Here is a 408-nt window from a genome sequence, read left to right on the forward strand (position 1 = left end):
TTGGTCAATCTTACAGATTTTCTTTTGGATAAAAAGTTCACTGTTAAATTTATCAATCCCAGGTCTACATGCCTTAGGCGTAAAGAACTTGGTATGTCTGCCAAGAACGATCGTAAAGATTCTATCCTCATTGCAGAAATGCTCAGTGAGAAAAAATTCTGGAGATCTGTAACTCGTACAACACAAGAAACTGATAAGCTTCGTGAAATCACACGTCTGTATCATCAGTTACAGGAACAGCAGAATGAAGATATGAACCGTCTTCAGCGTGCTTTGGATATTGTCTTTCCAGAAGTAAACAAGCTCTCCTGGACACGCTATTCCAAGGTCTATATGCAATTCTTAGCCAGCTATCCCACTGCTGCTTCTATTGCCTCTGAAGACATCCGCAATCTCCGTAATGCACTT

The 408-nt window shown here is 40.4% G+C and carries 1 protein-coding gene; it reads left to right on the forward strand.

What is annotated here, in order from left to right:
• The coding region (locus ACTND6_RS11215) for an IS110 family transposase (protein ID WP_441024358.1) at positions 1 to 408 on the forward strand (408 nt) is incomplete at its 3' end.

This window comes from Bulleidia sp. HCP3S3_C9, assembly GCF_052064035.1.
Classification (GTDB): Bacteria; Bacillota_I; Bacilli_A; order Erysipelotrichales; family Erysipelotrichaceae; genus Bulleidia.